This is a genomic window from Pseudomonas sp. WP18 (genome assembly GCF_036689585.1).
Taxonomy (GTDB): Bacteria; Pseudomonadota; Gammaproteobacteria; order Pseudomonadales; family Pseudomonadaceae; genus Aquipseudomonas; species Aquipseudomonas chlororaphis_E.
On the sequence record NZ_CP144758.1, the window covers coordinates 522886 to 547287 of the forward strand.

20 protein-coding genes are annotated in these 24402 nt (G+C 63.3%); 6 read left to right on the plus strand and 14 right to left on the minus strand.

Annotation, left to right across the window (positions count from 1 at the left end; translation table 11 throughout):
- Positions 1-19 precede the first annotated feature (19 nt).
- Genes V5F23_RS02255 through V5F23_RS02280 form a run of 6 tightly spaced genes read right to left on the minus strand, consistent with a single transcriptional unit; the run spans position 20 to position 4244 of the window.
- Positions 20-1699: an AMP-binding protein gene (locus tag V5F23_RS02255; RefSeq protein ID WP_042727927.1), complete on the minus strand. Its 1680-nt coding sequence runs from the start codon at positions 1697-1699 to the stop codon at positions 20-22.
- On the minus strand, positions 1696-2241 hold the full coding sequence (locus tag V5F23_RS02260) for a membrane protein (protein ID WP_042727926.1): 546 nt from the start codon (positions 2239-2241) through the stop codon (positions 1696-1698). Before V5F23_RS02260 ends, V5F23_RS02255 begins: the two co-directional genes overlap by 4 nt.
- Positions 2238-2492 (minus strand): acyl carrier protein, encoded by a 255-nt coding sequence (locus V5F23_RS02265; protein WP_030140951.1) that lies wholly within the window; start codon positions 2490-2492, stop codon positions 2238-2240. The genes V5F23_RS02260 and V5F23_RS02265 overlap by 4 nt, the downstream gene beginning before the upstream one ends.
- 9 nt (positions 2493-2501) lie before the next feature.
- On the minus strand, positions 2502-2759 hold the full coding sequence (locus V5F23_RS02270) for a phosphopantetheine-binding protein (RefSeq protein ID WP_042727925.1): 258 nt from the start codon (positions 2757-2759) through the stop codon (positions 2502-2504).
- Positions 2740-3549: a lysophospholipid acyltransferase family protein gene (locus V5F23_RS02275; protein ID WP_042727924.1), complete on the minus strand. Its 810-nt coding sequence runs from the start codon at positions 3547-3549 to the stop codon at positions 2740-2742. Before V5F23_RS02275 ends, V5F23_RS02270 begins: the two co-directional genes overlap by 20 nt.
- On the minus strand, positions 3525-4244 hold the full coding sequence (locus V5F23_RS02280; RefSeq protein WP_042727923.1) for a beta-ketoacyl synthase chain length factor: 720 nt from the start codon (positions 4242-4244) through the stop codon (positions 3525-3527). The genes V5F23_RS02275 and V5F23_RS02280 overlap by 25 nt, the downstream gene beginning before the upstream one ends.
- 361 nt (positions 4245-4605) lie before the next feature.
- On the opposite strand from V5F23_RS02280, the gene V5F23_RS02285 reads away from it, so the two are divergent.
- Complete coding sequence (locus tag V5F23_RS02285) at positions 4606-5376, plus strand: ParA family protein (RefSeq protein ID WP_042727922.1); 771 nt, start codon at positions 4606-4608, stop codon at positions 5374-5376.
- A gap of 117 nt (positions 5377-5493) precedes the next feature.
- Here V5F23_RS02285 and trxC read toward each other — a convergent pair whose 3' ends face one another.
- Both trxC and ycaC read right to left on the minus strand, forming a co-directional pair.
- A complete protein-coding gene (trxC, locus tag V5F23_RS02290) occupies positions 5494-5916 on the minus strand; it encodes a thioredoxin TrxC (RefSeq protein ID WP_042727921.1) in 423 nt (140 codons plus the stop codon).
- Between the two features lie 173 nt (positions 5917-6089).
- On the minus strand, positions 6090-6716 hold the full coding sequence (ycaC, locus tag V5F23_RS02295; RefSeq protein WP_042727920.1) for an isochorismate family cysteine hydrolase YcaC: 627 nt from the start codon (positions 6714-6716) through the stop codon (positions 6090-6092).
- Positions 6717-6865: 149 nt separating this feature from the next.
- Here ycaC and V5F23_RS02300 point away from each other — a divergent pair, with 149 nt between their 5' ends.
- The 3 genes from V5F23_RS02300 (at position 6866) to V5F23_RS02310 (ending at position 8669) form a co-directional block, all read left to right on the plus strand.
- Entirely contained in the window at positions 6866-7771 is a 906-nt protein-coding gene (locus tag V5F23_RS02300) for a LysR family transcriptional regulator (RefSeq protein ID WP_202595557.1), read from the plus strand.
- A gap of 203 nt (positions 7772-7974) precedes the next feature.
- Positions 7975-8271, plus strand: a complete 297-nt coding sequence (locus V5F23_RS02305; RefSeq protein ID WP_047736099.1) for a type II toxin-antitoxin system HigB family toxin — start codon at positions 7975-7977, stop codon at positions 8269-8271.
- Positions 8268-8669 carry a transcriptional regulator gene (locus V5F23_RS02310; protein WP_042727917.1) on the plus strand — a complete coding sequence of 134 codons (402 nt, stop codon included), beginning with the start codon at positions 8268-8270 and terminating at the stop codon, positions 8667-8669. Before V5F23_RS02305 ends, V5F23_RS02310 begins: the two co-directional genes overlap by 4 nt.
- A 37-nt stretch (positions 8670-8706) precedes the next feature.
- Here V5F23_RS02310 and V5F23_RS02315 read toward each other — a convergent pair whose 3' ends face one another.
- The 4 genes from V5F23_RS02315 to V5F23_RS02330 form a co-directional block, all read right to left on the minus strand.
- The gene (locus V5F23_RS02315) at positions 8707-10170 is read right to left on the minus strand and encodes a YdiU family protein (RefSeq protein WP_042727916.1); all 1464 of its coding nucleotides are present in this window, start codon (positions 10168-10170) and stop codon (positions 8707-8709) included.
- A 37-nt stretch (positions 10171-10207) separates the two neighbouring features.
- On the minus strand, positions 10208-13570 hold the full coding sequence (mscK, locus tag V5F23_RS02320) for a mechanosensitive channel MscK (RefSeq protein WP_042727915.1): 3363 nt from the start codon (positions 13568-13570) through the stop codon (positions 10208-10210).
- 34 nt (positions 13571-13604) lie between these two features.
- Entirely contained in the window at positions 13605-15347 is a 1743-nt protein-coding gene (locus V5F23_RS02325; protein WP_042727914.1) for a potassium/proton antiporter, read from the minus strand.
- A gap of 310 nt (positions 15348-15657) precedes the next feature.
- Positions 15658-17283 carry a methyl-accepting chemotaxis protein gene (locus V5F23_RS02330; RefSeq protein WP_042727913.1) on the minus strand — a complete coding sequence of 542 codons (1626 nt, stop codon included), beginning with the start codon at positions 17281-17283 and terminating at the stop codon, positions 15658-15660.
- A 255-nt stretch (positions 17284-17538) separates the two neighbouring features.
- Here V5F23_RS02330 and V5F23_RS02335 point away from each other — a divergent pair, with 255 nt between their 5' ends.
- Positions 17539-17769 (plus strand): hypothetical protein, encoded by a 231-nt coding sequence (locus V5F23_RS02335; RefSeq protein WP_042727912.1) that lies wholly within the window; start codon positions 17539-17541, stop codon positions 17767-17769.
- A complete protein-coding gene (locus V5F23_RS02340; protein ID WP_042727911.1) occupies positions 17766-18068 on the plus strand; it encodes a cell division protein ZapA in 303 nt (100 codons plus the stop codon). Before V5F23_RS02335 ends, V5F23_RS02340 begins: the two co-directional genes overlap by 4 nt.
- A 135-nt stretch (positions 18069-18203) precedes the next feature.
- On the opposite strand, the gene V5F23_RS02345 is transcribed toward V5F23_RS02340, so the two are convergent.
- Positions 18204-20006 (minus strand): acyl-CoA dehydrogenase, encoded by a 1803-nt coding sequence (locus V5F23_RS02345; RefSeq protein WP_123579425.1) that lies wholly within the window; start codon positions 20004-20006, stop codon positions 18204-18206.
- Between the two features lie 243 nt (positions 20007-20249).
- Positions 20250-24203 carry a trifunctional transcriptional regulator/proline dehydrogenase/L-glutamate gamma-semialdehyde dehydrogenase gene (gene putA, locus V5F23_RS02350; RefSeq protein ID WP_338497475.1) on the minus strand — a complete coding sequence of 1318 codons (3954 nt, stop codon included), beginning with the start codon at positions 24201-24203 and terminating at the stop codon, positions 20250-20252.
- Positions 24204-24402 lie beyond the last annotated feature (199 nt).

A 24402-nucleotide genomic window follows, 5' to 3' on the forward strand; every position in this document is an offset into this window, starting at 1 on the left:
GGGCGTTCGAGCAGGTGGATTACTCATCAGCCGCCCCCAACACAATCCGCCCGCTGGAGCACGCCGCCGTATCGTTGCGGTAGGCGAAGTACAGCTTGCCGCGTTCACCGTCGAAACGCAGGTGCAGCTGGAGTTCATCGCCGGGGCGCACCAGTTGCTGGAACTTGAGCACTTCCATGCCGGCGAACCGGGGTGGCAGGTCCAGCAGTTGCCGGCCCAGGCTCATGGCCCAATCGACCTGCACCACCCCCGGCAGTACCGGTGCGGTGGGGAAATGGCCGCTGAAGTAGGCCAGGTCCGGCGGCACCCGCAGTTGCAGGTTCCACTCACCGTCGCTTTCGACCTGGGCCAGTACTTCCGGGGCCTTGGAACGGGGTGCCAGCAGCAACGCTTCGACTTCGGCCTGGGGCAGCTTGCCCTGGGCATTGAGCGGCATCTGCCGCAGCCAGCGCCAGCGCCGTGGCAAGGCCAGGGTTTCGCAATGTTCGCCCAGGTGGCGGCGCAAGCCTTCGGTCACGGCGCGGCGGCCCTGGTTGCGCAAGGTGCGCAGGCCGGTTTCGCTCAACACCACCAACGCGCCGAGGGAGGCACGATTTTCCTGCACCACCCCCAGCCGGGCTTCGCTGACCCAGTCGTGGGCCACCAGTGCCTGTTCCAGCATCGGCAGGGAGATGCGTTTTTCTTCGAGCTTGACGATCCGGTCCAGCCGCCCGAGCAGCTCGAAGCGTCCATCCTCGGCGATTCGCGCCGCGTCGGCGCTGTGTTCCACGTGCCCGGCCGGCAAGTAGGGCGAGGCGATCAGCAGGGCGCCGTCACTGTCCTGGCTCAGTTCGACGTCGGCGAAGGGTTGCCACAGCTCAGCGCCCTGGCGCCAGGCGATGCCGCCGGTTTCAGAGCTGCCGAAGATTTCCGTCGGCCATTGTCCCAGGCGCTGTTGCAAGCTGTGTGCGGCGTCGGACGGCAGCGCGCCGCCGGAAGAAAACACCCGGCGCACGGCGCTCAGGGCTGTCCAGTCGAGGTTGTCGCCCATGCGCTTGAGCAGCGCCGGGCTGGCGACCCAGGCAAAAGCCGGATGCTCGCGGCTGGCGCGTTGCAGGTCTTCCGGGAACGCCAGCTGTCGACGCACGAACGTGCGCCCGGCGCACAGTGGCCACAGCACGCGGAACAGCAAACCATAGATATGCTGGGCGGCGACGCTGCCGATCATGCAGGCCGGGCCGAGCTCGGCGCCCCACAGTTGCTCCAGGGCGTGGACCTCGTTGCTCAACTGGCGCAGGGTTTTCTCGATGCGCTTGGGCTCGCCGCTGGAGCCGGAGGTGCACAGGCTCAGCCAGCAGCGGTCCAGGTCCAGCGGGGCGGCGGTCATCGGCGCCTGTTGCACGTCATCGGGGTGAGTGTCGCCGGGCTGGTCGGTTAGCCACAGGTCGACGTCCGCCGCCCAACGCTGGCGGGTCTGCGCTTGCAGGTCGGCGGGCAACAGCACGCGCACTCCGGCGCGCCAGGCACCGAGCAGGGTGATGGCGAGGTCGGCGGCGTCCTCCAGGTGGACGGCCGCATGTCGCACGCCCCGGGCTTGCAGGCCAGCGGCCAGGCGCAGCGCGGCGTCGCGCAGTTGCGCATGATCCAGTGCCGGGGCGACCGCGACGGCACGCTCCGGCTGAGCCTCGAGCAGCATCTGCTCAAGTGTTATCCAATTCATGGGCGGCCTCTTACCCGTTGTCGTATGAGCCATTCAATGGCAAACAGCAGCCCCATCAATCCGTAGGAAATCAGGCCGGTGTACAACATCCACCAGCTCAGCGGCGCCCAGAGGGTCAGGGCAGCGGCGAGCAAACCGTTACACAGGAAAAACACGCACCAGGCCCACGTGACCTGACGCGTATACACCACGGCCCGGGCTGGCAACTGCGGCTCGCGCAGGCGGGCCAGGCGTTCGATCATCGGCGGACCGTACTTCAGGCTCAGGGCGAACAGCCCCAGCATGAACGCGCTGATCAGTACCGGGTACCAACGCAGCAGGGCCGGGCTGTCGAACCACGCGAGCAAGGCACAGAAGCCGATCGCCGTGGCCGCCATCCAATGGCTGCCGGGCCCGCCCCTGCCGAGCAGGGCCCGGGCCAACCATAGGCTACCCAGCAGCAGTCCGAACTGCCATGGGGCGAAATGCTCCATGCCGAAATACACCGCAAAGGGGTACAGCAGGCCCGCCAGCAGCAGGCCGAGGCCAATCAGCCGGGTCATGCGGCCGGTTGGACCAGTCGATAGACCGCCTCGACCACGTCGTTGACGGTGCGCACCGACTTGAATTCCTCGGCGGCAATCTTCTTGCCGGTCTGGCGCTTGATGTGATCGATCAGGTCGACCGCGTCGATGCTGTCGATCTCCAGGTCCTGGTACAGGTTCGATTCCAGGGTCACGCGCTCGGGGTCCAGCTCGAACAGCTCGACCAGAGCATCGCGAAGGGTGTTGAAAATGTCGTCACGAGTTTGCATGGTCCGGTCTCAGGGGCGTTTTGCAGTGACGAAGGCCGCAAGGCTTGCCACATTGCTGAAATGGTTACGGGTGTCCTTGGCGTCGGCGTCGATCTTGATGCCGTACTGTTTCTGGATCGCCAGGCCAAGCTCCAGGGCATCTACCGAGTCCAGCCCCAGGCCTTCGCCGAACAGGGTCTGGTGGTCGCCAATGTCGTCGATGCCGATGTCTTCCAGGCCGAGGGCGTCGATGATCAGCTGTTTGATGTCACGGTGCAGATCGCTCATCTTCGGCGAGCTCCTTGATGAAATAGTGATGCAGAAAATCGTTGAGCCTGCGCGACGCTTGCGGCGGCGGGCCGAGCGCGGCGAATGCCTGTGGGTCTATATCGGCACCAACCCGGAAACTGAAATGCACGCGGCGCGCGGGAATGCGATACCAGGGTTCGGCCTTGGTCAGGGTGGTGGGGCTGACCTTGATGGTCACGGGCGTGAGGATTTTCGCACCCCGCAGCGCGATGGCGGCCGCGCCCCGATGAAATGCCGGCGCTTCGCCTGGCTGGGTGCGGGTGCCTTCGGGGAAGACGATCAGGGTCTGGCCCTCTTGCAGGGCGTTGCTGGCGGCATCGAGCATGTCCATGCTGCCGTCGTTGCTGATGTACTGGGTCGAGCGCAGCGGGCCGCGGGTGAAAGGGTTGTCCCACAGACTTTGCTTGACCACGCAGTTGGTGTCGCGCACCAGCCCGATCAGGAACACCACGTCGATCAGCGACGGGTGATTGGCGATGATCATCTGCCCGGGCCGGCCGAGTCGTTCGGCTCCGTCGATCTGGTAGGTGAGCACCCCGGTGCGGGCCATGAAGCGGATAAAGCACCAGAACAATCGCCCGACCGTGCGGCGGGCTCTGTGCCGGTGGGCCTGGGCATCGCCGGGCAGGCAGGCGAGCAACGGGAACACTAGCAGGCGCAGGCACAACCCGCCAAACCCGAACAGGGCAAAGCTTGCGGCGGTCGCGACCAGGCGCCAATAGTAGGCGTCGCGTTGTTTACCGGTCACCGGTTGCGTTGCCAGGTCCATAGACGATTCTTCCAGGCATGTTGGCAGGTGGTTTGGTGGTTCAGCAGCGTACGCACCAGGTCCAGGGCATGGGGCCACTCGCTGCCCGGCGGTTGTCCGTCCTGGGCGGCGAGGTCCAGTTGCCAGTCGTCGCCGCGGGTCAGCAGCAGTGCCAGCGCGTAGGGGAACGGTACGTCGTCGACCCACGGCGCATAGACCTGCGGCGGTTGTTCTTCGGTGATCACCAGCAATACCGCCGGCGCCCCTTCGTTCAGCAACGCGGCGGCTTCCAGCACGCCGTGCTCCAGCCCGTCGCCAGTGGCGGCCAGGGCAGTCATTTCGCTGGTTTCGCCCCGCATGATCGACCACAGCCCGATCACGGCGTTGTGCACCGACAAGCTGAACTGGGTCGGCGACAAGGGTTGGTCGGCCGCCAGGTCCTTGAGAATCTCAAATGTGCGTGGGGTTTCGCCGTGGCGGGAAATAAAGACCAACGGCAGGTCCGGCCGGTCTTCGGCCAGGGGCCAGCCGACACTGAAGGCCATCCGCGCCAGGCGGCTGAGGCGCCGGCGCTGCATGGCGGGCAGGAACGACACGTCCGGGGCGGCATCGCTGGCGGCCAGCACGACCGGCTGTCGGCTCCACGCCTGCCAATCGTCCACGCTTTCGAGCCCAGGGGCCCACGCGCGCCATTGGGCGATGTTGAAGTTGATCAAAAGCGTTCACCCCACCCCTGCGGGCTTTTTATTTGTCACGGTCAGCGATCTGACCCGCGTCCAACCCTGCACGGTCCTGCGACCCAAGTGGCGCGCATTATCCCGGTGCGGTTGGCTTGTAGCAAATACTGGTTACATTTTGCCCAGCAAAATGTACCGGTTGGTCCGCTTAATGTGAGGGACGGCTCATTCTGGTGATCGGAGCCCGCCTGTCTGCCGGTGTTTTCTGTCATTCCCGGCGCTTATGGACGTCGCCTTGTTGGAAAAAGCCACTGATGCTGTAGTCCTTCTACGTAGAAGGTAGCGAAGCGGGGCTGCGGCCAACTACACTCGGGAATCTTTGATACACGGAGGTCTTGTCATGCGGCGTGTGGTGTTCAATCAGAAAGGTGGCGTGGGCAAGTCCAGCATCGCCTGCAATCTGGCGGCGGTCAGCGCCAGCGAGGGTTATCGCACGCTGTTGGTGGACCTGGATGCCCAGGCCAACTCCACCCAATACCTGACCGGCCTGACGGGCGACGACATTCCCATGGGCATCGCCGACTTCTTCAAGCAGACCCTGTCGTCCGGGCCCTTCTCGAAAAAGAACAAGGTGGACATCTACGAAACCCCGTTCGACAACCTGCACGTCATCACCGCCACCTCTGAGCTGACGGACTTGCAGCCCAAGCTCGAGGCGAAACACAAGATCAACAAGTTGCGCAAACTGCTCGAAGAGTTGGAGGAGGACTACGACCGGATTTACCTGGATACGCCGCCGGCGTTGAACTTCTATGCGGTTTCTGCGTTGATTGCCGCCGATCGTGTATTGATACCCTTCGACTGCGACAGCTTCTCCCGGCAGGCCTTGTATGGCCTGCTGGCGGAAATCGAAGAGCTCAAGGACGACCACAACGAGGGCTTGGAAGTCGAAGGCATCGTGGTGAACCAATTCCAGGCCCGCGCCAGCCTGCCCCAGCAGATCCTGGACGAACTGATTGCCGAGGGCCTGCCGGTGCTGCCGGTGTACCTGAGCAGTTCGGTGCGGATGCGCGAGTCCCACCAGGCCAGCCTGCCGCTGATCCACCTGGACCCACGGCACAAGCTGACCCAGCAGTTCGTCGAGTTGCATGGGATGCTGGAAAGCGCCTGAATCCGAGCATAACCCTCTGTGGGAGCGGGCTTGCTCGCGAATGCGGTGTATCAGCCACCCAAGCTTTGGATGACATAGCGTATTCGCGAGCAAGCCCGCTCCCACAATGAGGTGGCTTCAAATCCCCTGGCTGCGCAACCAGGCCATCAGTTGCGGCAACGGGAACGCCCCGCTCTGGCGCGCCACTTCCCGACCGTCCTTGAACAGAATCAGGCTGGGAATCGAGCGGATTCCCAATTGCGCCGATAACGCCTGGTTGGCCTCACTGTCGAGCTTGGCCAGCCGGCATTTGCCCACCAGTTGCGCGGCGGCTTGCTCGAACACGGGGGCGAAGGCCTTGCACGGCCCACACCAGTCGGCCCACACATCCACCAACAACGGCAGGTCGCCCTTGATCTGGCTGGCATAATCGCCTTGCTTGAGTTCGAACGGTTCGCTCGATAGCACGGGGGCCTTGCACCGCCCGCATTTGGGCTGGTCGCCGAGGCGTTCGGCGGGTATGCGGTTGAGCCCGTTGCAGTGGGGGCAGGGGATCAGCATCAGGTCAGTCTCCCGGAAAAATCATTGGCACAGATTGAACACTATATAGAAACCACCGAAAACCCATGTGGGAGCGGGCTTGCTCGCGAAGGCGATGTATCAGACACCTGGATGTCGACTGATACACCGCCTTCGCGAGCAAGCCCGCTCCCACATTGTGTACGACGTCGCTGTTATTTAGCGTTGGTCAGTGTGTTGTAGCTGGTCATCAGGTTGCGGTAGTCCGGGATGTGGTTGGAGAACAACGTCGCCAGCCCTTCCACGTCGTTGCGCCAGTCGCGATGCAGCTCGCAGGCCAGGCCGAACCAGGTCATCAATTGAGCGCCGGCGGTGGACATGCGGTCCCAGGCCGAGTCACGGGTCAGCTCGTTGAACGTGCCGGAGGCATCGGTGACCACGAACACCTCGAAACCTTCGGCCAGGGCCGACAGCGCCGGGAAGGCCACGCAGACTTCGGTGACGACGCCGGCGATGATCAGTTGTTTCTTGCCGGTGGCCTTGATCGCCTTGACGAAATCTTCGTTGTCCCAGGCGTTGATCTGGCCGGGGCGGGCGATGTACGGCGCATCCGGGAACAGGTTCTTGAGTTCAGGCATCAGCGGGCCGTTGGGGCCGGTTTCGAAGCTGGTGGTAAGGATGGTCGGCAGCTCGAAGTACTTCGCCAGGTCGGCCAGGGCCAGCACGTTGTTCTTGAAGCGGTCCGGGTCGATGTCGCGCACCAGCGACAGCAGGCCGGCCTGGTGGTCCACCAGCAGAACGGCGGCGTTGTCTTTGTCCAGGCGGTTGTAGGAAGTGGTCATGGTGAATCCTCTCAAGTTTGGGTGCCGATCGGTTCGGCGTGATTAACGGGTGTGAAGGTGTTCCTAAGCGATGGATATAGATTAAAAGCGACACCTTTGATGCGCTAGACTGCAAAAATCCGCCTTAGCGTTCTATTTGGAGAACGATCATCGAAGACCTCAACACGCTGTACTACTTCACCCAAGTGGTGGAGCACGGTGGTTTCGCCGCCGCTGGCCGGGCGCTGGACATGCCCAAGTCGAAGCTCAGCCGGCGTATTGCCCAATTGGAGGAGCGGCTCGGCGTGCGGTTGATCCACCGCACCAGCCGCCACTGCACGCTGACGGAGATCGGCCAGGCCTATTACCAGCGTTGCCTGGCAATGCGGGTCGAGGCCGAGAGCGCGGCCGAAGTGATCGAGCGCAACCGCTCCGAGCCCCAGGGCCTGGTGCGCATCAGTTGCCCGACGGCGCTGCTCAACAGCTGGGTCGGGCCGATGCTGACCCGCTATATGCTTCAGTACCCGCGGGTGGAGCTGTTCATCGAGAGCACCAACCGCCGGGTCGACCTGATCCACGAAGGGTTCGACATTGCCCTGCGGGTGCGCTTCCCGCCGCTGGAAAACACTGACATGGTCATGAAGGTGCTGGGCAACAGCACCCAATGCCTGGTGGGCAGCCCGATGTACCGCGAGCGCTTGTCGTCACCCGCTTCCCCGGCGGACCTCAACGGGCTGCCCAGCGTGCATTGGGGCTCGGCGCAGCGGGAATACCAGTGGGAGCTGTTCGGCCCGGACGGCGCCAGTGCGTTGATTCGTCACGCACCGCGCATGGTCACCGACGACCTGCTGGCCCTGCGTCACGCCGTGCTGGCGGGCGTCGGCATCGCCCACCTGCCCAACGTGGTGGTGCGCGAGGACCTGGCGGCCGGTCGCCTGGTGGAACTGGTGCCGGGTTGGACGCCCAAATGCGGGATCGTCCACGCGATCTTCGCCTCACGGCGCGGGTTGCTGCCGTCGGTGCGTACGCTGATTGACTTCCTGGCCGAGGAATTCAGTCGCAGTGACATGGCCTAGCGCAGAACACAGGGCGTGTTCGATGGGTTGCAGGTGTGCGCAAGTCTCACACCTGCTCACATTTTCAGCCGGAGGGTGGCGTCTGCGGTCGCTAGGCTGAAGTTGCACTTTGGCAACCGCTTGTCTACTCGGGATTATCGCGATTTGCGATGAGCTCGATCTATGTTTAACTCCTCTATAGCAAAGTGCGATAAGGACATTGCATGCATGTGATAACTGAGAAGCGTATCTGGGAGGCCAAGGAGCGATGGCCACATTCAGCCAGCGCGTTGGATCAATGGTATCGGTTGATCAAGCGCAACAATCCGATCGATTTTGCAGCGATGAAGTCGATTTTTCCTGCCATCGACAAAGTCGGGCCGCTCCATGTGTTCGACATCGGTGGCAATAAATTGCGATTGATCGCCGTGGTTCGCTATCGGGCCCGGCGTTTGTACATCAAGAGCGTGTTGGACCATCAAGCGTACGATAAAGGTAAGTGGAAGGAGGAAAAGGGATGAGTGCACTGATTGAGCAAGTCGCCGCCCATTGGGAGTTTGTGTCGCCTCTGCTGCGCAAACCCAGGAGTGAAGACGATTACGATCGGCTGGCCGGGGCCTTGGATGAATTATTGGAGCGGATCGGCGAAGACGAAACCCATCCACTTATGAGCCTGGTGGACATCATCGGCGAATGGATCGAGGCATGGGATCATCAGCATCGTCCCATGCCCAAGGCCAGCGGCGTCGAGACGTTGCGTTATCTGATGCGTGAACATGGGCTGAACCAGAGCGACCTGCCTGGGGTAGGTACCCAATCGGTGGTGTCGGAGGTGCTGAGCGGCAAGCGCCAACTCAACGTGCGGCAGATCCGTTGGTTGGCCGAGCGTTTCGGCGTCTCGGTGGAAACCTTTATCTGACGGGGTTATGTGATGCCGTTGCTACTGTGGAACGGCATCACGAAGAGCAACTGATCTCCAGGTGCTTGCCCCACTCCGGCGGACGTTGCGCGTAGCGGTCCATGCCCGGTTGTGCTTCGAACGGTTTGCTCAGCACCGTGTGCAGGCGGCGGACTTCGTCGTAGTCGCCGGCCTCGGCGGCATCGATGGCGTTTTGCGCCAGGTAGTTGCGCAGCACATACAGCGGGTTCACCGCGTGCATGCGGGCCTGGCGCTGGGCCTGGTCCGCCGCACCGTCACGGCCGACGCGGGCGACGTACAGTTCGCCCCAGGCGTCGAAGCCCTTGAGGTCGACGAAGTCATCACGCAACTGCGCGATGGCCTGTTCGGGGGCGTGCTCACCCAGTCGGCGGAAGAACAGGCTGTAGTCAACGCCGCTGTTCTGCATCAATTGCAGCAGGCGCTCCACCAGCGTCTGGTCGTCCTCTTCGGCGCAGGTCAGGCCCAGGCGGCGGCGCATCAGGTCCAGGTAGTGGGCCTGGTACAGCGGCAGGAACAGGCCAAGGGTTTCGCGCAGGGCTTCGACGCTGATGAAAGGCGTCAGGGCCTGGGCCAGGGCGCTGAGGTTCCACTGGCCGATGGGCACCTGGTTGCTGAATGAATAGCGGCCCTGGTCATCGGAATGGTTGCAGATGAAGTGGGCGTCGAAGTCATCGAGGAAGGCGAACGGCCCGAAATCGAAGGTGATGCCCAGGATCGACATGTTGTCGGTGTTCATCACGCCATGGCAGAAGCCGTAGGCCTGCCATTTGGCAATCAGCTCGGCGTTGCGCTCGACGATTTCGCGGAACATCGCCAGGTACGGCTCCGGCTGTTCACGGCATTCGGCAAAGTGCAGGTTCAGCACGTGCTCGGCGAGGGCCGCCTGTAACTCGGGCTTCTTGGTGTAGTAGAAATACTCGAAGTGACCAAAGCGCACATGGCTGGGGGCCAGGCGCAGGACCATGGCGGCGCGCTCCTGTTTTTCGCGCCAGACCGGGGTGTCCGAGCCAATCACGCACAGCGCGCGGGTGGTGGGGATGCCCAAGGCGTGCAGGGCTTCGGAGGCGAGGAATTCGCGGATCGACGAACGCAGCACCGCGCGGCCATCGCCCATCCGCGAGAAAGGGGTCTGGCCGGCGCCCTTGAGGTGCAGGTCCCAATGCTCGCCGGCTTCGTTGTACACCTCACCCAGCAGCAGCCCGCGGCCATCGCCCAGTTGCGGGTTGTAATGGCCGAACTGGTGCCCCGAATACACCATCGCCCGAGGCTCGGTCTCGGCCCAGAGCTTGTGCCCGCCGAACAGCTCGGCGAACAACGGTGACTGGGCTTCGGCCGGGTCCAGGTCGAGCAACGCCATGGCGGCCGGGCTGGCGACGACCAGCCGGGGATTGTCGATCGGCTCGGGCAGCACATGGGCCGAGAAACCGTCGCCCAGGCGGGCGAAGCGGTTGTCGAAGGTCAGGGTTTCCAGCGTTTTCATGGCCGTCTCCGGCGCGATGCCTCAAGGCACCCCGCGATCAGTCGAGTGTCTGTTGCGGTGGTTCGGGGACCGGCTTGATGCTGGCGACGGTCGAAGGCACGGGCGAAAGCGTCTTGTTGTCGGGCTCGGCCGGGACCAGCTTGTACTCCTGGCCGTGCAGGTTCTTCAGGTAGATCTCCATCTGCCGGAACGAAATGTTGATGTGCTCTTTCTTGAATTCGCGGTTGATGAAGCGGTTGATCTCGTCCAGCACCGGGTTGCGGTCACCGAGGTCGCGCACGTGCATGCGCAACTCGTGGTCCAGGGTGCTTTCACCGAAGTTCAGGAAGTACACGATCGGTTCCGGCTCCTTGAGCACCCGTGGGTTTTCGCGGGCGGCCTTGAGCAGCAGTTCGCGGACACGGTCCAGGTCCGAGCCGTAGTCGACGCCCAGTTTCAGGGTTACCCGGGTGACGGTGTCGGTCAGCGACCAGTTGATCAGTTGCCCGGTGATGAAGGTCTTGTTCGGGACAATGATGTCCTTGCGGTCGAAGTCGGTGATGGTGGTGGCGCGAATGCGGATCTTGCTGACCGTGCCCGACAGGTTGCCGATGGTGATGGTGTCGCCGATGCGCACCGGGCGCTCGAACAGGATCATGATCCCGGAAATGAAGTTGGCGAAGATTTCCTGCATGCCGAAGCCCAGGCCCACCGACAGCGCGGCCACCAGCCATTGCAGTTTGTCCCAGCTCACGCCGAGGGTGGAGAGGGTGGTGACGAAACCGACACCGGCGATCACATAGGACAGCAGCGTGGTGGTGGCATAGGCGCTGCCCTGGGCCAGGTTCAGCTTCGACAGCACGAAGACTTCCAACAGGCCCGGCAGGTTGCGGGCCAGGGCGAACGTGATGCCGATGATGATCAGGGCGCCGAGCATGTCGCCGATGCTGATGGGCACCATGCTCATGTTGGCGCCGGTGCCGCTGGTGTATTCGTAGAGGGTGATGTTGTCCAGGTACGAGAACACGCTGATCAGGTCCGACCAGACCCAGTACAGCGCGGCCATGAAACCGCCCAGCAGAGCCAGGCGAATCAGGCGCAGGGACTGTTCGTTGACCTTTTCGATGTCCAGCGTCGGTTCCTCGACCACCGCCTCGCCGTCGCCGGCTTCCTTGGCGGCCTGGCGCTTGGCCAGGGCGCGCTGGTAGGCCAGGCGCCGCGCCGCCACCGACAGGCCGCGCACGAACGTGGCTTCGATCACCAGCCAGAACATCAGCAGGTACAGGGTGTTGATCAAGCGGTCGCTGAGCTTCAGCGCGGTGTAGTAGTAGCCGAAGCACACGGCCACGAACAGCGCGATCGGCAAGGCCGTGAACATCACCCCGACGGCCTTGCGAAACAGCGAGGTGTTCTTGTGCGTCGGGCTGCTGAGTAGCAAGCGGCTGAGCAGCCACGCCATCAGCGCGTAGCAGGTCAGCACCACCGGCATGCCCAGCACGTCGTCGGCCAGGGCCGCCGGTTGCAACTCGGCCACCGCCACCACGGCCACTAGCGCCAGCACCACCAGCCCGAGGCGGCGGATCCAGCCTTGCAGGAATTCGACCTGGGGTTTCTCCCAGCGGAAATGCAGCTCGGCTACGCCGCCCGGCGCCAGCACTCGATAGGCGGTGTAGAACACCAGCCAGGCCTGGCCGATCTGCAACAGCGCCGCGCCAAGGTTGGCGTTCTGGCCGCGGGCGTCGATCTGCAGGGCGTAGCCGCACAGCGCCAGTGCCAGAGCCACCGGCATTGCCAGCAGAATGTTGATCAGGATCGCCTGGGGGGTATGCAGTTGGCTGTCGCGCTTGAAGTGGCCGACGTCCTGGTGAACCTTGTTCAGGCGCGCGTACAGGCTCTTGCGCCGCCACAGCAGGGCACCGATCAGCAACGCCAGGGGCAGGAACAGCAGCGGCCGTTGAGTCAGGCCGTCGGCCAGTTCGCTGAGGCTCGAGGCCCAGGGCAACGAATCGACCTGTTTTTCCAGCCGCGCCGGCACTGCGCGCAACCATTCCAGGTCCAGCGGCTTGTTGCTGGGGATCCAGAACATCTGCTCTTCGAGGGTGGCCCGCAGGTTCTGGGCGGTGCTGAGCAGTTGCTTCTGGTTGAGCTGCAAGGTGATGGATTCGTTGAGGACCGCGCTCAGCTCACGGTTCAGTCGCTCCAGCAGGTCCACGCGGGTCAGGGCCAGGTCCAGCAGGGTCTTGCGCAGTTGCGGCGTGACCTGCTCCGACGGTTGCGACGCCAGCAGGCTGTCGACATAGGCGCTGGGGTTGTTCAGCAACTCGCGCTGCTGGCTGACTTCGAACTGGTACAGGCGGATGTCGGCGATCTGGTCGGCCAGGTTCTGATCCAGCTTCAGCCGGGGCAGGGTCTGGCGCTGCTTGTAGAGAATCTTGGAGAGCAGCAGGCTGCCCTTGAGTACGCTGATCTGCTCGTCCAGGGCTGCGTCGGTCTGGGTGACACTGTCGAGCAGTTGCTTGGTTTGCAGGTTCTGCTGGGTGACTTCGTTGAGGCGGTCGGTGCTCTTGAGCAGGTAGTCGGAAAGCTTCAGGTTGGCGGCGCTTTCGGTGGCCAGCAGGCTGCTGCTCCCGGCTTTCTGGGCCTCGATGGATTGCTGGGTCACCGTCTCCTGGGATTGGGCCAGGCGCTTCTGGTTGATCAGGTTTTGCAGGTCCTGGATTTCCTGCTCCATGCGGTCGATCTTTTCCGTGAGCAAGTCATGCTGGCCGTTGCCCAGGTCCTGCAACTGGCTATTGCCGGCCAGTTCCTGGCGGCGCAACGGGATCAGGGCGTTGAGCGCGGCCAGTTCGGCATTGAGTTGGTCGCGCTGTTCGCCGCTCAGGGGCTTGCCGGCGTCCCGGCCGGCCTTGAGGATGGCGTTGATTTGCTGGATGCGGGTCTGGCTGCTGGAAATTTCAGCCTGGGCGCGCTCGGGGCGGGTCTGGGCGGTGATGATCAGGCTGTTGGCGTCGGCCAGGGCTTTTTGCAGATCGCCCTGCTGGGTGGAGCGCTCCGCGAGCATCTGTTCGAGTTGGGGGATCGGCAGGTTGGCGTAGCGTTGCGCCACCGGCACCACGCTGGTGCCCTTGAGCCGGGCCAGTTCGCGCTGGTTTTCGATGTTCTGTTTCGGCGCGTTGGCCAGTTGTTGCTTGAGGGCGTGCAGCTTCTGTTCGTAGTCCGCCTTGTTGTTCAGCTGGGTCAGGGTGCCTTGCAGCACCGCTTGCAAGGCCTTCTGGTCGGCTTCCGGCAGCTTGCGGTCGGCGATCTTGTCCAGGTTGGCCTGCACCGACTCACGGGCGGGCACTTCGGCAGCTTGCAGGGTGCAGACGGAGAGACTCAGGCCCAGCAGGGCGGCGGCGAAAAAGGAGCGCAGGGTAGGCATAGAGACCGGTCGAGCAAGTGAGAGTGGGAGCAGTTTAGAGGAACAAGCCGGGACCCGGGCGACTTCCTTCGGGGAATCTGACGCCCACTTTGCCGATCTTGTTCCCGTCCATGGCCGCGACGGTCCACAGGGTATTGTTCCAGTCCACCTGGTCGCCGACCACCGGCGCGCCGCCGACTTTCTGGGCAATGAAACGGCCCAGGGACATGTCCGGATCGATGCCGTCGAGCTTCAGCCCGTACAGCGCCGCAACCGCAGCCAACTGGGCATCTCCTTCCAGTACGAAGTCGCCGAAAAAGCGCAGATCCAGGCCCCGTTGCGGTGCCTGGCTGAACAGTTTGCCAAGGGCCGGCAAGTCGTGTTCGTGGCCGATGACACACAGCAAATCACCGACTTCCAACACCGTGCTACCCGACGGATGGAGCAGTTGCTGGCCGCGAAACAGCGCTGCGATGCGGGTGCCTTCGGGCATTTTCAGGTCTCGCAGGGGCGAGCCGATGCACCATTTTTCCTTGCCCAGGCGGTAGATGAACAGCTCCCACTCGCTGGTGACGTGGACTTCCAGTGCGGCCCGGGAAATCGGCAGCGGCTCGGGTGGGACAGTGACATGCAACAACTTGGCGACCCATGGCAGGCTGGTGCCCTGCACCAGCAGCGACACCAGCACGATGAAGAACGCCAGGTTGAAGTACAGCTGGGCGTGGGGCAGGCCGGCCATCAATGGGAACACCGCCAGGATGATCGGCACCGCGCCGCGCAGGCCGACCCAGGAAATGAACGCTTTCTCGCGACCGTGGAACGCCCTGAACGGCAGCAGGCCCACCATCACCGACAACGGGCGGGCGAACAGGATCATCCACAGGGCCAGGCCCAGGGCGGGCAGGGCGATCGGCAGCAGGTCGTGGGGCGTGACCAGCAACCCCAGCACCAGGAACATGCCGATCTGGGCCAGCCAGGCCATGCCGTCGAGCATGTGCAGGATGCCGTGGCGGCTGCGCACCGGGCGGTTGCCCAGCACCAGGCCACACAGGTACACCGCGAGGAAACCGCTGCCGTGCAAGGCGTTGGTCAGGGCGAATACGGCCAGGCCGCCGCTGATCACCAGGATCGGGTAGAGACCGTTGGCCAGGTGGATACGGTTGACCAATTGCAGCATCAACCAGCCACCGCCCAGGCCGAGTACCGCACCGATGCCGAACTCGCGCACCAAGTGTCCGAGCAGGCTCCAGTGCAGGCCGGTTTCGCCGCTGGCGAGCATGCCGATCAGGGTGACGGTCAGGAACACCGCCATGGGGTCGTTGCTGCCAGACTCGATCTCGAGGGTGGCGCTGACCCGCTCGTTCAGGCCCTTGCCGCCCAGCAGCGAGAACACCGCCGCGGCGTCGGTCGAGCCGACGATGGCGCCGATCAGCAAGCCTTGGATCAGGTTGAGGTTGAACAGCCACGCCGCCGCCAGGCCGGTCAGCCCGGTGGTAATCAGCACGCCCACCGTGGCCAGCGACAACGCTGGCCAGAGCGCCACGCGAAAGCTCGAGACCCGGGTGCGCAAACCGCCGTCCAGCAGGATGACAGCCAGGGCGAGGTTGCCGACCAGGTAGGCCGTGGCGTAGTTGTCGAACAGAATACCGGCGCCGTCGATACCGGCTGCCATGCCCACGGCCAGGATGATCACCAGGATCGGGATGCCCAGGCGGGACGAAAGAGAACTGACCAGAATGCTCGCACTCACCAGCAACGCGCCGATCAAGAACAGGCTGTTGATGGTCGTCGCAGTCAAAGGCAGTACTCCGGAAAAGCTTAAGGGCGGACACAGACTGACCATGCAGTCTGCGTGCCAGCGATTCTAACCTGTTGAAATGCGCTGCTGTCAAAAAAGCTTTTGAACGAGGGAGCGATGAAACCTTGGATAGCCATCTGCGGCCATGGGATTGGTACTGCCCTTTGTGGCGAGGGGATTTATCCCCGTTGGGCTGCGAAGCAGCCCCAAAATCTTTGCTGCCATACAAATCGATGGCGAGCGCTTCGCACTCGATCGGGGATAAATCCCCTCGCCACAGGAAGCTCTCGCCACAAAGGCAGATAGGGTCTTAAAGACTGAAGCGCCCCACCATGCTGTTCAGGTCGACGGCCAGGCGCGACAGTTCGGCACTGGCGGCGCTGGTCTGGTTGGCGCCGGTGGCCGATTGCACCGACAGGTCGCGGATGTTCACCAGGTTGCGGTCGACTTCACGAGCTACTTGCGCCTGTTCTTCGGCGGCGCTGGCGATCACCAGGTTGCGTTCGTTGATCTCGACGATGGCGGTGTTGATCGTGTCCAGGGACAGGCCGGCGCCACGGGCGATGTTCAGGGTCGACTCGGCGCGCTCGGTGCTGTTGCGCATCGAATCCACGGCCTGTTCGGTGCCGTTCTGGATGCTGCCGATCATGCGTTCGATTTCGCTGGTCGACTGCTGGGTGCGATGCGCCAGGGCGCGCACTTCGTCCGCCACCACGGCGAAACCACGACCGGCTTCACCGGCACGGGCGGCTTCGATGGCCGCGTTGAGCGCCAGCAGGTTGGTCTGATCGGCCAGGCCGCGGATCACGTCCAGTACTTTGCCGATGTCCCGGGATTCGTCGGCCAGGTTGCCGATCAGCGTCGCGGTACTTTGCACATCGGCGCTCATGCGTTCGATGGCACCGACGGTTTCCTGCACCAGGTCGCGGCCATCGCCAGCGGAGGTGGTGGCGTTCTTCGAGGCCTCGGAGGTGCTGACCGCATTGCGGGCCACTTCTTCCACTGCACTGGTCATCTCGTTGACCGCGGTCGCGGCCTGCTCGATTTCGTTGTTTTGCAGGGTCAGGCCACGGGCGCTTTCGTCGGTGACGCTGTTGAGTTCTTCCGCGGCGGAGGCCAGTTGCGTGGCCGAGCCGGAGATGCGCTGCAAGGTGTCGCGCAGTTTGTCCTGCATGGTCGCCATCGCCCGCAGCAGGCGACCGGCTTCGTCGCTGCCATCGACCAGCACGGGCCGGGTCAGGTTGCCCTTGGCGATTTCTTCGGCGGCTTGCAGCGCGCTGCCAATCGGCCGGGTGATGCTGTTGGTCAGCAGCCAGGCGAACAGCAGGGTCAGGCCGGTGGCGATGACCAGCAGCGCGACGACCCAGGTGAACGCCGTTGAATACTGTTGCACAGCGCTCTGGTTGAGGTGCTCGGCCTGCTGGTTGTTGATCTCCATCAGGCGGTTGATCACCACGTTGATGGCATCGGAATTGGTCAGCAGCTCAGTGTTGAGCAGCGTGCGCAGCTCATCGATCTGGTTATTGCGCGACAGGGTCTTCATCCGCTCTTCGAGCTGACGGTATTGCCCCAGCAGTTGCACGTATTGCTCGTAGGCGGCCCGTTCTTCCGGGGCGCTGATGAGCTTTTCATAGGTGGCCTGGGCGGCCCGGATCTGCTGGTTGCGTTGTTCGAACAGCTCGTAGGTTTTTTGCTGGATGTCCGGTTCGCGGTTCACCAGCAGACGATAGGACAGCACCCGCAGGCGCAAGGTGAGCTGGGTGAACTCGTCCAGGGCCTTGATGCTGGGCACGCTGTTCTGGACGATGTTCTCGCCGGACGTGCGGATCTTGCTCATCTGGGCCAGGGCAAACACCCCGAGGATCAGCATCAGGGCGCCGATCAGGGCAAACCCCAGGAACGCCCGCGGGGCGATATTCATATTACGTAGAGACATGGAAAGTACCGGATGGAAGCGCTTCCGTGCGGGCTGTGACGGATATACCGGACTTATCGGTCATGCACCTGAAGTCTTGAGGGCGCTGCGGGCTTTTGTCGCGGCTCAAGGGCGGTGGCGCGACGAAGGGTAGGAACCAGATCCCTGAATCGCAGTCTCTAAAACTCGTCAGCGAAGCACCGCTGCCCGTAACCGTGGCGTCGCCGATGACTTTTCTTTATCGTACGCGCCCCCTGAAAAACCCTGGAAATCAATATGTTGGAAACATCCCTCAGCCAGCTGGAGCAACTGGTCAATGACCTGGTGCAACAGAATCGCCACCTCACTGGCCTGAACGAAACCCTGAGCGCGGACCTCGCCAGGGCCAAGGATGAAAACGAGAGTCTGCAACTGAGCCTGATGGAGCAGGAAGAACTGCACGGCACCGCCGCCGCCCGCATCCAGGCCTTGATCGAGCGCGCTAGCGCCGGTCCTGTCAGCGCATGAGGCACGGCGCCGAGGGGGTGACGGTCATCTCGATCCTGGGAGAGGATTATTCGATCAAGGCGCCGGCCGGGCAGGAGCAGGCCTTGCTGGACGCGGCCGCGATGCTCAAGGCTGCGCTGGCCGATACCAAGCGCAAATACCCGACGCTGATCGGTGATCGTTTGTTGGTCCTGGCGGCCATGAATCTGTGTTCGCAGCAGATCGATATGCAGAAGCAGCATCAGGCGGAGCTTGAGCGGTACCAGGAGCAGGTCAGTGCCACGGTGGATGTCATTTCCAAAACCATTCAGCAGGCCTGAAGGGTTCGATGATTCCTGTGGGAGCGGGCAAGCCTGCTCCCACAGGGGAAATGCGTTCACTCAAGAACAGGTTGGCTTTAAGGCCACCTTCGTGAGCAGGCTCACTCCCCAGAGAATTGGAAAGCGCCCCCAGCCTCAGAACCACTCATCCCGCATTTCCAGGCAAGTCCCATCCCGCGCTTCAAGCAACGCCAATTCATGATGACAACCCGGCACCTCCCACGTCAGGAAGTAGCGCGCCGCCTGCAGCTTGCCTTTATAGAAGTCCTGGTCCACCGCACTGCCCCTGGCCAGGCCTTCCTCGGCGCGAATTGCCTGTTCCAGCCAGCGCCAGCCGATCACCATATGGCCAAACACCTTGAGGTACAGCGCCGAGTTGGCCAGGCTGCTGTTGACCTTGCCCTGGGCCAGGTCTGTCAGCAGCCCGAGGGTGACGGTCTGCAGGCGCGCCACGAGGGCTTCCAGTGGTTGGTGCAACGGCGTCAGCGACGGGTGTGCCTGGGCGCGCTCGGTGGTGTCGGCCACCAGGCGGATCAACTGCTTGAGACCGGCGCCGCCGTTCTGCGCCAGTTTGCGCCCCAGCAGGTCCAGGGACTGAATGCCGTGGGTGCCTTCGTGGATCGGGTTCAAGCGGTTGTCGCGGTAATACTGTTCCACCGGGTATTCGCGGGTGTAGCCGTGGCCGCCAAGAATCTGGATCGCCAGTTCGTTGGCCTTCAGGCAAAACTCCGAGGGCCAGGATTTGACGATGGGCGTCAGCAGGTCCAGCAATTCATGGGCCTGCCGGCGCTCGACTTCGCTCTTGAGGGTGGTGGTGTCGTCGAACAGCCTCGCTGCGTACAGGCCCAGGTCGAACGAGCCTTCGACGTAGGCCTTCTGGGTCAGCAGCATGCGGCGCACGTCGGCGTGCTGGATGATCGCCACCGGGGCGGTGGTCGGGTCCTTGCTGTCGGGGACCCGGCCCTGCGGACGTTCGCGGGCGTATTCGAGGGAATACAGGTAGCCGGCGTAACCGAGCATGACCGCGCCCATGCCGACGCCGATCCGGGCCTCGTTCATCATCTGGAACATATAGCTCAGGCCGTGGTGCGGTTTCCCGACGAGGTAACCGACGCACTCGCCGTTGTCGCCGAAGTTCAGCGCCGTGGAGGTGGTGCCGCGCCAACCCATCTTGTGAAACAACCCGGCCAGCAGCACATCGTTGCGTTGGCCGAGGCTGCCGTCGTCATTGACCAGGAACTTGGGCACGATGAACAGCGAGATGCCCTTCACCCCCGGCGGGGCGTCCGGCAGTTTGGCCAGGACCATGTGCACGATGTTTTCCGACAACGGATGATCGCCGCCGGAAATGAAGATCTTGTTGCCTTTGAGCCGGTAGGTGCCGTCGGCTGCCGGCTCCGCTCGCGTGCGAATATCCGCCAGCGACGAGCCCGCATGGGGTTCGGTGAGGGCCATGGTGCCGAAGAAGCGGCCGTCGATCATCGGTTGCAGGAAGCGTTGCTTCTGCTCCTCGCTGCCGAAGCTCTCGATCAGGTTCGCCGCGCCCATGGTCAGGAACGGATAAGAAGTGGACGCGGCGTTGGCTGACTGGAAATGCGCGAAGCAGGCTTGCGAGAGCAACGTCGGCAATTGCATGCCGCCAGCGTCGAAGCTGCGTGCGGCGTTCAGAAAGCCCGCTTCCAGGAACGCGTCCACCGCCGGCTTCACCTCGGGAATCAGCACGGCCTGGCCGTTTTCGTAACGGGGTTCGTTTTCGTCGTTCTTGCGGTTGTGTGGCGCGAAGTACTTTTCGGCGATGCTGCGGGCCGTGCCGATGGCGGCGTCGAAGGTCTCGCGATTGTGTTCGGCGAACCGCTCGCGCTGGGTCAGGCCCTCGGCATCAAGGACTTCATACAGCTCGAAAGCCAGATTACGGGAACTGAGCAACGTCTCGGACATGGCGGCCTACCTTGTTTGGAATGGGCCGAGTCTAGGTGTGGGAATAGAGGTTGAACAGGATGATTGATGACAGTGATGGAGGGGCGAGGGGGACACTAATCCCTGGTGGGAGCAGGCTAGCTCGTGAAGATGGTGTATCAGACGGATAGATGTCGACTGATACACCGACTTCGCGAGCAAGCCCGCTCCCACAGGGGATTTCGATGGCCAGGCACCCATTGCGGGCGCCTGGCTTGCAGCGGCTTAACCGATGGTCATCAGGCTGGCGTTGCCGCCCGCCGCCGCGGTGTTAACGCTCAGGGCGCGTTCGATCACCAGGCGTTCCAGCGCGATGCCGGTTTCCCCTTGTGACAGGCCATGAACCCCGACGATGGCGCCGGCACGCTTGGCCACTTGCTGGCAAACGCTGCGCAGTTGATCCGAGTCACCGTGGTGCAGGACGGCGTCGAATACCACATCGTCCTTGGTCCAGTCGGAAACCCGCTGGATGCGCGCCTGAATGTCCTTCGGCAAGCGTGCGAACAAGGCCTTGCTCGTGTCGGTTTCCGGCCACACCGCCGAGCCGCCCACCGCCAGCACGGCCGCCAGCTGCGTCAGCAGGTCGCCTTCCACGTCGGCCAGGCACAGCACGTGTTCGCGCGGCAGGATCGCGTAGCTGTTGCGTTCGCCGGTCGGGCCGGTCAGCTGGCGGGTAATGCCGCTTTGCGACTGGGCCGCGAACTGCACGCACAGGGCGCTCAGTTCGGCGAGCTTGTGGCTATCGGCCCAGGCTTGCAGGGCGGTCAGCGGCTTGCTCATGGCGTCGCGCAGGCGCAGGTCCGGTGCATTGAGGGCATCGCTGCGTACGAAGGACTGTTGGATCGCGTCGGTAGGACGAGTCGACAACAGGCGGTACAGGTACAACGGACCACCGGCTTTCGGCCCAGTGCCCGACAGACCTTCGCCGCCGAATGGCTGCACGCCGACCACGGCACCGACGATGTTGCGGTTCACGTAGACGTTGCCGGCGTGGACGTTGTCGATCACCTTGGCGATGGTCTCGTCGATGCGGGTGTGTACGCCCAGGGTCAGGCCATAGCCGGAGGCGTTGATCTGGTTGATCAACTGGTCCAGCTCCTTGCGCTTGTAGCGCACCACGTGCAGCACTGGGCCAAAGATCTCGCGCTGCAATTCGTCGAAGCTTTCCAGCTCGATCAGGGTCGGCATGACAAAGGTGCCACGCTTGCACTCGTCGCTGTCGGCGAGTGCCATCTGGTACACCGTGCGGCCCTTGTCGCGCATGGCCTGGATGTGTTTCTCGATGCCGGCCTTGGCCTCGGCGTCGATCACCGGGCCGATATCCACGCACAGGCGCTCGGGGTTGCCCAGGCGCGACTCGGCCATCGCGCCCTTGAGCATTTCGATGACGCGGTCGGCGGAATCTTCCTGCAGGCACAGGACCCGCAGGGCCGAGCAGCGCTGGCCGGCGCTGTCGAAGGCCGAGGACACCACGTCGATGACCACTTGTTCGGTCAGGGCCGAGGAGTCGACGATCATCGCGTTCTGGCCGCCGGTTTCGGCGATCAGTGGAATCGGGCGACCCTGGTTGTCCAGGCGACCGGCAATGTTGCGTTGCAGCAGGCGAGCGACCTCGGTGGAACCGGTGAACATCACGCCTTTGACCCGCTCGTCGCCCACCAGGCCGGCGCCGACGGTTTCACCGCGGCCCGGCAGCAGTTGCAGGACGCCTTCGGGGATGCCGGCTTCGAGCAACAGGCGCACGGCCTGTGCCGCCACCAGTGGGGTTTGTTCGGCGGGCTTGGCCAGGACCGGGTTGCCCGCGGCCAAGGCGGCCGCCACCTGGCCGCTGAAGATGGCCAGGGGGAAGTTCCACGGGCTGATGCAGACCACCGGGCCCAATGGGCGGTGGGCGTCGTTGGTGAAATCGTTGCGCGCCTGCACCGCGTAGTAACGCAGGAAGTCCACCGCTTCACGCACTTCGGCGATGGCGTTGGCGAAGGTCTTGCCGGCCTCGCGGGCCAGCAGGCCCATCAATGGCTGGATCTCGCCTTCCATCAGGTCGGCGGCACGCTCCAGGATCGCGGCGCGTTCGGCCGGTGGCGTGGCCTGCCAGATCGGCGCGGCGTTGAGGGCGCATTGGATGGCGTTGTCGACATCGGCGACGGTGGCTTCCTGGACATGGCCAACCACGTCGCGATGATCGGACGGGTTCAGCACCGGTGCCGGGGTCTGCTCGCTGGCGGCGCAACCGAGCATCGGCGCGGCTTTCCAGTCGTTATGAGCGGTGGCCAGCAGCGCGCAGGACAGCGAAGCCAGGCGATGCTCGTTGGCCATGTCGATGCCACTGGAGTTGGCGCGTTCACTGCCGTACAAGTCACGCGGCAGGGGGATGCGCGGATGCGGCAGGCCGAAACCACCTTCCAGGGTCGCCATCTGCTCGATGCTGACGACCGGGTCGGCCACCAATTCCTGGATCGAGATGGACTGGTCGGCAATGCGGTTGACGAACGAGGTGTTGGCGCCGTTTTCCAGCAGGCGACGAACCAGGTAGGCCAGCAGTGTCTCGTGGGTGCCGACTGGAGCGTACACGCGGCACGGACGGTTCAGCTTGCCTTCGGAAACCTTGCCTACAACTTGCTCGTACAGCGGTTCACCCATGCCGTGCAGGCACTGGAACTCATACTGCCCCGGGTAATAGTTCTGTCCGGCGATGTGGTAGATGGCCGACAGGGTATGGGCGTTGTGGGTGGCGAACTGCGGGTAGATGACTTCCGGCACCGACAGCAGCTTGCGGGCACAGGCAATGTAGGAAACGTCGGTGTACACCTTGCGGGTGTACACCGGGTAGCCTTCCAGGCCTTCGACCTGGGCACGCTTGATCTCGCTGTCCCAGTAGGCGCCTTTTACCAGGCGGATCATCAGGCGGTGACGGCTGCGGCGGGCCAGGTCGATCACGTAGTCGATCACATACGGGCAGCGTTTCTGGTACGCCTGGATCACGAAGCCGATGCCGTTCCAGCCGGTCAGTTGCGGCTCGAAGCACAGGCGCTCGAGCAGGTCCAGGGACAGCTCCAGGCGGTCGGCTTCTTCGGCGTCGATGTTCAGGCCGATGTCGTATTGCTTGGCCAGCAGGGTCAGCGACAGCAGGCGCGGGTACAACTCGTCCATGACGCGTTCGTACTGGGCGCGGCTGTAGCGTGGGTGCAGGGCCGAGAGTTTGATGGAAATACCCGGGCCTTCATAAATCCCACGGCCGTGGGACGCCTTGCCGATCGAGTGGATGGCTTGTTCGTACGAGGCCAGGTACTTCTGGGCGTCGTGCTCGGTGAGTGCCGCTTCACCCAGCATGTCGTAGGAATAGCGGAAACCCTTGGTCTCGAACTTGTTGGCATTGGCCAGGGCTTCGGCAATGGTCTCGCCGGTGACGAACTGCTCGCCCATCAGGCGCATAGCCATGTCGACGCCCTTGCGGATCATCGGCTCGCCGCTTTTGCCAATGATGCGGCTCAGGGACGACGTCAGGCCTGCTTCATTATGGGTGGCGACCAGCTTGCCGGTCAGCAGCAAGCCCCAGGTGGCGGCGTTGACGAACAGCGAAGGACTGTTGCCCAGGTGCGGCTGCCAGTTGCCGGTGCTGATCTTGTCGCGGATCAGCGCGTCGCGGGTGCCTTTGTCGGGGATCCGCAACAGGGCTTCGGCCAGGCACATCAGTGCCACGCCTTCCTGGGACGACAGGGAAAATTCCTGCAGCAAGCCCTGAACAATCCCGGCACGTCCGCCGGCACTCTTCTGATTGCGCAGTTTTTCAGCAATCGACGCGGCCAGCTTGTTGGTGGCCTCGGCCATTTGCGCGGGGAGGCGGGCCTGCTCGATCAGCATGGGCACCACTTCCGGCTCGGGGCGACGGTAGGCGGCGGTGATGGACGCGCGCAGCACCGATTGCGGCAGGATGCTTTCGGCGAATTCGAGGAAGCATTGGTGGGCGTGGTCGGCCTGGACCTCACCGGCATCGTCGCTGTCGGCACGGGTCGAACCGTTCAGCTCGGTCAGGGTTGCACCACCCTCGAGTTTCTCCAGGTAATTGAAAATTGCCTGCTTGATCAGCCAATGGGGCGTGCGATCAATCGAGGTTGCGGCGGCCTTCAGGCGTTCGCGGGTCGGGTCGTCGAGTTTGACCCCGAGGGTAGTGGTAGCCATATTTTTATCCTCATGTTTGCCACGATCGCGTGGCATCAGCTGGCGGCAAGATTAGCTGCGCGCCGAATGAGGTGCAACCGGGTGCAACCCTTTTTTGGATGAAATACTCGGCAGCTCATCAGGAAAGAATCTCCGATTTGCTGGTGTTGCACTTTATTGGTGCCCGATGCTCCGATTGCGCCGTCGCCTTTGCACTAAA